At 70.9% G+C, this 10,197-nt stretch carries 6 protein-coding genes; 2 read left to right on the forward strand and 4 right to left on the reverse strand.

Features of this window, described 5'->3' with window-relative positions; genetic code table 11:
* The 4 genes from ACXAID_RS24880 to ACXAID_RS24895 form a co-directional block, all read right to left on the reverse strand.
* The coding region (locus ACXAID_RS24880) for an acyltransferase domain-containing protein (RefSeq protein WP_475024854.1) at positions 1–1,343 on the reverse strand (1,343 nt) is incomplete at its 3' end.
* Complete coding sequence (locus ACXAID_RS24885; RefSeq protein WP_475024855.1) at positions 1,343–2,680, reverse strand: beta-ketoacyl [acyl carrier protein] synthase domain-containing protein; 1,338 nt, start codon at positions 2,678–2,680, stop codon at positions 1,343–1,345. The genes ACXAID_RS24880 and ACXAID_RS24885, both read right to left, overlap by 1 nt.
* On the reverse strand, positions 2,677–3,420 hold the full coding sequence (locus ACXAID_RS24890) for a thioesterase II family protein (RefSeq protein ID WP_475024856.1): 744 nt from the start codon (positions 3,418–3,420) through the stop codon (positions 2,677–2,679). Before ACXAID_RS24890 ends, ACXAID_RS24885 begins: the two co-directional genes overlap by 4 nt.
* Positions 3,417–6,884: a non-ribosomal peptide synthetase gene (locus ACXAID_RS24895; protein ID WP_475024857.1), complete on the reverse strand. Its 3,468-nt coding sequence runs from the start codon at positions 6,882–6,884 to the stop codon at positions 3,417–3,419. Before ACXAID_RS24895 ends, ACXAID_RS24890 begins: the two co-directional genes overlap by 4 nt.
* Before the next feature lie 98 nt (positions 6,885–6,982).
* On the opposite strand from ACXAID_RS24895, the gene ACXAID_RS24900 reads away from it, so the two are divergent.
* Positions 6,983–8,677 (forward strand): (2,3-dihydroxybenzoyl)adenylate synthase, encoded by a 1,695-nt coding sequence (locus ACXAID_RS24900; protein WP_475024858.1) that lies wholly within the window; start codon positions 6,983–6,985, stop codon positions 8,675–8,677.
* A gap of 10 nt (positions 8,678–8,687) precedes the next feature.
* Complete coding sequence (locus ACXAID_RS24905) at positions 8,688–10,076, forward strand: CYTH and CHAD domain-containing protein (RefSeq protein WP_475024859.1); 1,389 nt, start codon at positions 8,688–8,690, stop codon at positions 10,074–10,076.
* The last annotated feature ends 121 nt before the right edge of the window (positions 10,077–10,197 follow it).

A 10,197-nucleotide genomic window follows, 5' to 3' on the forward strand; every position in this document is an offset into this window, starting at 1 on the left:
GGCCCGAGCGGCTCCGGCGCGGCCCAGAAATGGTCGGCCCGCATCGGGGCGCCGGGGAACCCGCGCAGCCGTTGCGGTTTCGCGGTGAGCAGGTCGGACCACCGGAAGCGCGGATCGGCGACCGCGGCGGCGGCGATGTTGGCCGCCAGGGTCTCCGAGACCGGGTGGTCGCGGTGGCCGGAGCCGACCAGCACCGCCTCGCCCGTCCGGCCCGAGCCTTCCAGCGCATCCTCGACGGCGAACAGCAACGCCGGGTGCGCCGACATCTCCAGGAAGGTGCCGGCGCCGTGGCCGATCGCCGTGCGCGCCGCCCGGTCGAAGCGGATGGTGTTGCGCAGGTTGGCATACCAGTAGGGTCCGAACTCGGTTCCGGGCGGCACGACGGCGCCGGTGGCCGAACCGATGAACTGTACCGGGGAGTCGGCGGTCACCGCTGCGGGCAGGGCTCGCATCAGCTCGTCGCGCTGATCGTCCATCGCGCTGGTGTGCGCGGGAAAGCTCATCGCCAGCTCGCGGGCGAACAGGCCGCGGTCCTTGGCCGACGCGACCACCGCCGTCACCGCGGCGCTGTCCCCTGCCACCGCCACCGAGCGGGTCGCGTTGACCGCGGAGAGCTCCAGCCAGCCGGCGGTGCCCGCGATCAGCTCTTCGGCGCCGGCTGCGTCCACGCCCAGGACGGCGACGCCGTGGCTGCCGGGGATGGCCGCGATCGCCCGTGCCCGGGCGGCCAGCACAGCGACCGCCTCGGACAGCGTGACCGCCTCGGCCATGTAGGCGGCCGCCACCTCGCCCAGGCTGTGTCCGATCGTCAGATCGGGAAGCAGGCCGCACGACCGCCAGACCGCGGCCAGGGCGACGGCGTGGATGAACTGTCCGCCGTGCAGTTCGGCCTGCGACACCGTCTGCGCATCGGTGGTCAGGAACGGCAACGCCGAGGGCATTCCGCCGGCCTGCAGCGCGGCGTCGATCCGATCCGCCTCGGCGCGGTAGATCGGCAGGCTCCGATAGGCTTCGGCGCCCATCGCCGGCCACTGGCCGCCCTGCCCCGGGAACACGAAAGCCGTGCGGGTGACCACCCGCCGCGAAGACCGCGCGAGAAGCGGATGCTCCTGGCCGTCCGCCAGGGCCCGCAGCCCGGTGGCCAGTTCGTCGCGCCCGGCCGCGCGCAGCACCACCCGGTGACGGCGCAGCCGACGGGTCGCGGCCAGCTGCGCGGCGATCCGGCTGACCTCCACCGGGGTGCGCTCCAGGTAGTCGAGCACGGCGCGGGCGTCGGCGGCCAGCAGTTGCTCGTCGTGGGCGCTGAGCAGCACGGGCACCCGGCCGTCGGGGAGCCGGGACATCAGGCCACTCCGCTTTCCCGGCTGCTTTCCGGGCCGGCTTGCGGGTGCCTGTCCGGCACCGCCACCACCAGATGGGTGTTGGTGCCGCTCATCCCGAACGCAGACACCGCGCCGATGCGCAGGCCGTCGCGCGCCGGCCACGGCGTCGTCTTCGTCGCCAGTCGCAGCGCCGTTTTCTCCCAGTCGATTTCACGGCTTGGTTCGTCGACGTGCAGGGTTGCCGGCACGGCTGCGTGCTCGGCGGCCAGCAGCACCTTGGCCAGCCCGAGGGCTCCCGCGGCGGCCTGGGTGTGTCCGAGGTTGGATTTGACCGAGCCCAGCAACGCGCCGCGCCCCGGCACCCCGCAACCGTATGTCGCAGCAAGGGAACTCAGCTCGGTTCGGTCGCCGAGGCGAGTCCCGGTTCCGTGCCCTTCGACCATGCCGACCTGCTCGACGCCGGCCCCCGATTGCTCGAGCGCCCGGCGGAACAACCGGACCTGAGCGTCGCCGCTCGGGGCGGTCAGGCCGACCGAGCGGCCGTCGGAGTTGACCGCGCTGGCGCGCACCTCGGCCAGGATCGCCCGGTCCTGCCGCACGGCCGCGGATCTGCGTTGCAGCACGAACATGCCCGCGCCTTCGGCCCACACCGTCCCGCTGGCATGCGCACTGTAAGGGCGGCAGCGGCCGTCATCGGAGAGCGCGTGCTGCTTGGAGAACTCCACGAAGTAGCCCGGCGAACCCATCACACACACCCCGCCGGCCAGCGCCACGTCGCAATCACCGGTGCTCAGTGCCTGCACCGCCAGATGGAACGCCGACAGCGCCGACGAACACGAGGTGTCCACCGTCATGGCCGGCCCGGCCAGCCCCATCGTGTAGGCGATCCGCCCCGAGATGACGCCCAGTGAGGTCCCGGTGATCAAATGCCCGCTGTGGTGGGAGAACTCGGCCATGTCGGGGCCGTACCGCATGTCCGAGGCTCCGACATAGCAGCCCACCTCATGACCGGCCAGGTCGTCGGGGTTGATTCCGGCGTCCTCCAGCGCACGCCAGGAGACGCGTAACGCGACCCGCTGTTGCGGATCCATCGCGACGGCCTCACGGGGCGAGATCCCGAAGAACTCGGGATCGAAGTCGGCGGCGCCGGTGAGGAATCCACCCAGATCGTGCATCGGCTTGAAGCCGTCGCGCCGCGACCCGTCCAGCAGGCCGCTGATCGACCAGCCCCGGTCCTGCGGGAACGGCCCCAGCGCGTCGCGTTCGTCGCACAGCAACTCCCAGTAATCGCGGGTGTTCTCGACGCCGCCCGGCGCCTCGACCGCCATCCCGACGATCACCACGGGATCGTCGGTCATGTGCAGCCCACCAGCTCGGCGACCTCGTCGAGGTGCTCGTCGACGTAGAAGTGTCCCCCGTCGAACATCGTCAGGGTGAATGCGCCGTCGGTGTGGAATTCCCAGCCGTGCAACTGGTTCAGGTCGACACGATGGTCGTCGCGGCCGCCGAGGACATGGATGTCGGCCGCGATGCGCACCTCGCGGCCACACCGGTAGCCGTTGAACGCCCGATAGTCGGCACGCACCGCGGGCAGCAGCAACTCCAGGAAGTCCTCGTCGTCGAGCAGCCGCGCGTCGGTGCCGCCGAGGTCGACGATGTCGGCGATCAGCTCCCGGTCTGTGGTCGGCACCGGGCGCGACCCGGCGACGGTGGCCGGCGCCTGGCTGGCCGAGGCCCACAGCTCGCGCACCGGCACCCCGCGTTGTTCGGCCAGGCGGCTGAACTCGAAGCCCACCAGCGCCCCCAGGCAGTGCCCGAACAGCCGAAGCGGCCCCAGGCGCGCCCAGTCGACGGCGTCGAACATGTCGGCCGCCAGATCGCCGACCGATTCGGCGGCCGGATGGCCGAGGCGCTCACCACGCTGCGGATACTGCATGATGTAGCTGTCGATCCCCCTGGCCGACAGCTTATTCGCGAGGTCACGGTAGGCGGCTGCCGCACCGCCGGCGTGTGGGAACACGATCGTCGCGGTTCCCGGTTCACCGGGGAAGTGCTTGATCCAAGGAGTGAGTTCGACCTGACGTTGCCCGCCGATCATCGGGTGGTTTCCAGCGCCGCGAGCACCTCGGCGCTTTCCATCTGGGACACCTCGAGATAGAGCTCGGCGACTTCGGTCAGCCGGGTGCTGCCGGGCTCGTTGGCCGTCAGCCGGGCGGCCAGCCCCGCGACGGTTCGGGTGGCGAAGACGTCGGAGACCATCACCGCGGGGGTGTCCAGCCAGGTCCGCACCCGGGCCACCACCTGGGTGGCCAGCACCGAGTCACCGCCCACGGCGAAGAAGTCGTCCTCGACGCCGACACCGGTACGACCCAGCACCTCGGAGACGATGCCGCTCAGCGCCGACTCCAGCGGCGTCGCGGGTGCCCGGTAGCCGGCCCCCTCGGCGATCAGCTCGGCGTCCTCGAGTTCCCGTGCGACGGCTGCCCGGTCGATCTTGCCGCCCAACGTGAACGGCACCCGCGGTGCGGTCACGATGATCTGCGGAACCATGTGTGCGGGCACCAGCTCGGCCAGCGCCGCGGCGATGGCCGCGGGCTCGACGGGCCCGGCCGGGGTGGCCACCAGCGCGGCCAGCACATCTCGGCCATCGGTGGGCACCACGGCTGCCACTGCCGAGTCGACACCGTCGACGCGGCGCAACGCGGCCTCCACCTCACCGAGTTCGACGCGGTAGCCACTGATCTTGATCCGGTGATCGGCGCGGCCGACGAACTCGATGACGCCGCCCGGCTGGTAGCGCACCAGATCTCCGGTGCGGTACCAGCGACGGCCGTCGTGCTCGACGAAACGCTCGGCGGTCAGATCCGGTCGCCCGCTGTAGCCACTGGCGATACCGCGGCCGCCCACCCACAGTTCGCCGGGCACCCAGTCGGGGCAGTCGCGACCGTCGGCACCCACCACGCGGCAGGCGTTGTTGGGCAGCGGCACGCCCAGCGGCACCGACGACCAGTGTTCGGGCAGCTCGGCGACCTCGCAGACGGTGTTGTGGGTGGCCGTTTCGGTGGCACCGCCCAAACCGGCGAATCGCATCTGCGGCGCCCGGCTGCGCAGGGCCCGCACCATCTGCGGGCGCACCCAGTCACCCCCGGTCGGGACCACCCGCACCGAGGACAGATCGCCGTCGACCTCGATGAGCATCTCCAGCCAGCCCGGCATGAAGTGCAGCACCGTGACCTGATGGGCTTCGATCAGACGCGCCCAGGTGTCCGGGTCGCGGCGGTGCGCCTCGTCGACGACGACGATCGAGCCGCCTGCGCGCAGCATCGCGAACACGTCGAGCACCGACAGATCGCACTCCAGTGTGGACAGCGCCAGGCACCGATCCTGCGGGCCGACATCGAAGTGTGCGTTGATGAACTCGACGGTGTTCATCGCCGCGTCGTGGGTCATCTCGACGCCCTTGGGTTCACCGGTGGAGCCGGAGGTGAACAGGATGTAGGCGAGCTCGCCGGGATCTGTCGACGCGGGGTTGAACCCGGATTCGCGCTGCCCCACCCGGCGGGCTTCGGCCACCGTCAGCGCAGCCAGCCCGGCCGGCGGCTGGTCACCGCACACCAGGGCCATCCGGACTCCGGCGCCGGCCAGCATCCGGGCTGCCCGGTCGGCGGGATGGTCGACACCGACCGGCACGTACACCGCTCCGGCGGCCAGGATCGCGAGCAGGGCGGTGACCTGCTCGGCGCCCTTGGGTCCCAGCACCGCGACCGGGTCGCCGCGCCGCACACCGGCGACGCGCAGTCCCGCGGCGACCTCGAGCACCTGCTCGCGCAGCTGGCCGTAGGTGAGGTCGCCGGCGCTGCTGTACACCGCGGGCGCGTCTGGGTGGGCGGCGGCGCGGGCGAAGAACCCGTCGTGCAGCGCGTCACAGCTGGGCGCCGACGACACCGTGTCGAGCGCCTTGCGGACTGCCCGTTGACCAGCGGTGACCGCGGCCTGATCGGTTGCATCCCACGCGGATTCGTCGGCCGCCAGCCGCTTCAGTTCGGCCAGGTGGTGGGCGAACATCGCATCCGCCACGCCGGGGCGGAAGGCGTCCTCGCGGACGTCCCAGTTGATCATCAGCCCTTCGGCCACCGGGGTGGCCTGGGCGTCGAGCAGCACCTGCGGCCCCTGCGAGATGGTGCACACCGGCCTGCCGAACTGTTCGGTGACCTCGCCGGCGAACAGGTCGCCCAGCCCCAACGCACTGGTGTAGACGATCGGCGCCAGCACCGGGGTGCCGTGGTGGCGGGTGAGGTCGCGCAGCACCGACAGGCCCGAGTAACTGGAATGCTGCGCGGAGGTGTGCAGGGCGTGCTGCAGGGCCCGGGCCCGCGCGATCGGGGTGTCGGCCTCGGTCAGGTCGACGTCGAGCATCAGCGACGAGGTGAAGTCACCCACCAGTTTGTCGACGTCGGGGTGGAACTGTTCGCGCCCGAACATCGGCAGGTTCAGCAGGAACCTCCGGTTCGTCGACCACCGCGCCAGCGTTCCGGCATAGGAGGCCGCCACCGCCATCGCCGGGGTGATGCCGCGCGCGTGCGCCGCGGCGAACAGCGCGTCCCGGGTCGCGATGTCGAAGATGTGCCAGCGGCGGGTTCCGCGCCGCGGATCGGCCTGTTCGGCCCGCGGAACCAGCGGCAGGGCCGGACCTTCGGGAAGGTCGGGGATCCGTTTGGCCCACCACCGGCGGTCCTCCTCGGTTCCTGCGGCCGGCGTCGAAGCGGTCAGCTCCTCCCGGTACTGCCGATAGGTGTAGCCCAGTTCGGGCAGGGTTCCGCCGCCGTAGAACACGGCGAGATCGGACATGAAATTGCGGTAGCTGACCGCGTCGGCGGCCTGCATGTCCAGGTCGACGTGCAGCCTGGTGCGCCCGCCGGGCAGCAGCGACAGCGACAGCTCCAGCACCTCACCGTCGAGGATCTGATGGGATTTCTCGTCGCGGATCTCCTCGAGGCGCCGCTCGGCGGCGGAGGGCTCGAGGTCGCGCAGGTCGAACACGGTGACCGGCAGACCGCGCTCACCGATGCGCTGGGTGCCGTCGGGCAGGATGTCCACCCGCAGCATCGGGTGGCGCTCGGCCAGACGCGCCGCCGCCGTCCGCAGCCGGTCGGGATCGACTCCGGCGCCGTCGAATTCGACATACAGGTGGGCGGCCACCCCGCCGAGTTCCTGATCGTTGTTGCGGCCGATCCACAGCGCGTGCTGGATGGGGGCAAGCGGGAACGCCTCGTTGTCAGCGCCGGCGCGCTCGGCGGCGGCCGGCGCGGCACCGGACCCCGGTGTCGCGGTGTGGCCGGCGACCAGGTCGGTCCATGCCTGCACGGTCGGGTCGGCGGCCAGCTCGGCGAATCCGACCGCGATGCCCTGGCGGCGCCAGCGCCCGGACAGCGACATCATCCGGATCGAGTCCAGCCCCGAGGCGATCAGATCGGCCTGCGGGTCCAGTTCCTCCGGATCCACACCGAGCAGTTCGGCGACCTCGTCTCGAACCGTCTGCGTACTCGTCACCGCCACACCCACAAAGCCTCCAGCAATAAGTCAGGCTGCCCTAACTTTGTGGAGGCTACCCTATTCTCGGCGTACCGAACACTTCTACCCTGAGCGGGCGATTTGAACTGATGAGCACCGGATTCGTGCCCGAACAGGGCAGACCAGACAACCTGCCACCCGATCACACCGACGACCTCGCCCACGGCTTCGTCCCCTTCCCACCCGAGCGGGCTCTGGCCTACCGGAAGGCGGGCTACTGGACCGGACGGCCGCTGGACTCGATCCTGACCGAGGCCGCCACCGTCTGGCCCGATCGGGCAGCCGTCATCGACGCCACGACCTCCCACACCTTCGCCGAACTCGACGGGGCGGCCGACCGGTTCGCCGCCGGGCTGGCCGACCTCGGGATCACCGCGGGCGACCGGGTGCTGTTGCAGCTGCCGAACTCGTGCCGGTTCGCCGTCGCGCTGTTCGGCATCCTGCGCGCCGGGGCCGTCCCGGTGATGTGCCTGCCGGGGCACCGCACGGCCGAACTCGGTCACTTCGCCGACGTCAGCGGCGCCGTCGCGCTGATCGTCGCCGATCGGGCGGGCGGGTTCGACTACCGCGAGATGGCCACCCAGCTCGTCGCCGAACACCCTGCGCTGCGGCAGGTGATCGTCGACGGCGAACCCGGGCGGTTCGTGCCGTGGTCGGCGATCGCCGAGTTCACCGGCGCCCCGCCCGCACGCCGGCCGGTCGATCCGTCACTGCCGGCCCTGCTGCTGGTCTCCGGTGGCACCACCGGGTTGCCCAAGCTGATCGCGCGCACCCACGACGACTACGTCTACAACGCCCACGCCAGCGCCCAGGCCTGCGAGGTGACCGGCGACGACGTCTACCTCGTCGCGCTGCCGGCCGGCCACAACTTCCCGCTGGCCTGCCCGGGTCTGCTGGGATCGATGACCGTGGGCGCCACCACGGTGTTCACCGCCGATCCGAGTCCTGAGTCGGCGTTCGCCCTGATCGACCGATACCGGATCACCGTCACCGGCCTGGTCAACGCGCTGGCCAAACTGTGGGCCCAGGCCTGCGACTGGGAGCCGGTGCTGCCGACGACACTGCGCTTCGTGCAGGTGGGCGGGTCCCGGATGAGCCCGCAGGACGCTCAGTTCATCCTCGACAGACTCACCCCCGGGCTGTCGCAGATCTTCGGGATGGCCGAAGGGATGCTCAACTTCACCCGGCCCGGCGACCCGGCCGAGGTGGTGGTCTACACCCAGGGCACCCCGATGTCACCGGCCGACGAGATGCGCGTCGTCGACGAGAACGGCCGGGAGGTGGCGCCCGGCGAGGAGGGCGAGCTGCTGGTCCGCGGCCCCTACACGCTCAACGGCTACTACCGGGCCGACGACGCCAACGCCCGGTCGTTCTCACCCGACGGCTTCTACCGGACCGGCGACCGGGTGCGGATCTTCACCGAGGGCCCGAAAGCGGGCTATGTCGAGGTCACCGGACGCATCAAGGACGTCATCCACCGCGGCGGTGAGACGGTGTCGGCCACCGACCTCGAAGACCATCTGCACACCCACCCGCAGATCTACACCGCCGCAGCGGTCGCCCTGCCCGACGACTACCTCGGCGAGAAGATCTGCGCAGCGGTGGTGTTCCGGGGCAAGCCGATCAGCCTCGCCGAACTCAACGCATTCCTCGACGAGCGGGGTGCCTCGACCCACGCCCGTCCCGACGTGCTCGCGCCGATGCCGTCGCTGCCGACCACCGCCGTCGGCAAGGTCGACAAGAAACAGGTGGTGGCCCGATTGAGCGCCGCGCGAAACGGCTAGTTCAAGGGGTATGGCGCAAACACTCGACCAGAACACCCACTGGGATGTCGATCGCGGCTTCGTCCTGCCCCGCATGGGCGATCTGGTGGCCGACGGACGCGTCGAACACGACAGCGCCGACTCCGAGATCACCTACTACGACACCGAAGAGCGCGACCTGCACGCGCACGGCATGGCACTGACCCGCGGGTCCGGCGACGACGCCGAGTGGGAGCTGAGCCTGCCCGGCGACGGCGGAACCGTGCGCTTCGCGGCATCTCCGGCGGTGCCCGGCGCCCTGCACACGATCGTGGCCGGTGTCACGCACGGGCGGGCGCTGGACCACATCGCCACCATCCGCACCGTGCGTGAACGGTACGTGGTCAGCGACGGCGAGTCGCGGATCGAGATCGACGACGACGAGTTGCGCGCCTCACTCGGCGATCGGCTGCTGGCCTGGCGCGAGGTGCACACCACGCCGGCGCCCGGACAACTGTCCAAGCGGCTGCGCAGCGCCGGCGCGCGTGCCTCGAACGAGCCGTCGCGGCTGACGCAGCTGCTGGCCGGTGACCGTGCGGTGGCGGACACGGCGGACCTCGCACCTGGGGCACAGGCTCTGGGCCGGTATGTGTCGACTCAGGTCGACCAGATCGTGCTGGGCGATATCGAGCTGCGGCGGGGCAACGATCCGGTGCACGACACCCGGGTGGCGATCCGCCGGCTGCGCAGCACGATCCGGGTGTTCGGCGACCTCGTCAACGCCTCTGATGCCGAGTCGGTCGAAACCGGCCTCAAGTGGTTCGCCGGGGTGCTCGGCGAGGTCCGCGACTGTCAGGTGCAGCAGCGTCGTTTCGGCGACGCGCTCGACGGGCTGCCCGATGAACTGGTGCTGGGACCGGTGCGGGCCCGGTTGGACGAGGAGCTGCGCGCCGTCGAGCTGCCGGCGCGTGCCGCGGTGACCGAGGCGATGGACTCGCAGCGCTACCTGGCGCTGATGGCGGTGCTGCGAAACTGGCGTACCGGCCCGCCGTTCGAACCCGACACTGCCACGGCCGCGGTGCGCAAGCTCGCACGCAAAGCACAGCGCAAGGCTCAGCGTCGCCTGAATGCCGCGCTGGATTCCGGAGACGACGCCTGGCTGCACCGGGCGCGCAAGGCCGCCAAACGGACCCGCTACGCCGCCGAACTGTCCGAGCCGCTCGAGCCAAAGGCGGCCCAGCGAACACGCAAGCACTTCAAGAAGATCCAGAGCGTGCTCGGTGACCACCAGGACACCGTGGTCGCGATGGCGTGGCTACGCCGGCTCGGTGTGGCCGCCGGGACCGCCGACGGCGAGAACGGCTTCACCTTCGGCCTGCTCTACGGCCGCGAGCAGGCGCTGGCCGCCGAGTGCCGGCAGGCGGTGCAACAGCTGCGTTAGCACGCCCGTGGATTGCTGAAACCCCTCTGCCACTTGGGTTTCTCCAGTCACACCGACGGTCGCTCCTGTCAGTGGTTCGAACTAGTGTTCGATTCATGGGTGAGGTGTCCAGCGCGATCGC

The organism is Mycobacterium sp. ABE4_509, assembly GCF_056160785.1.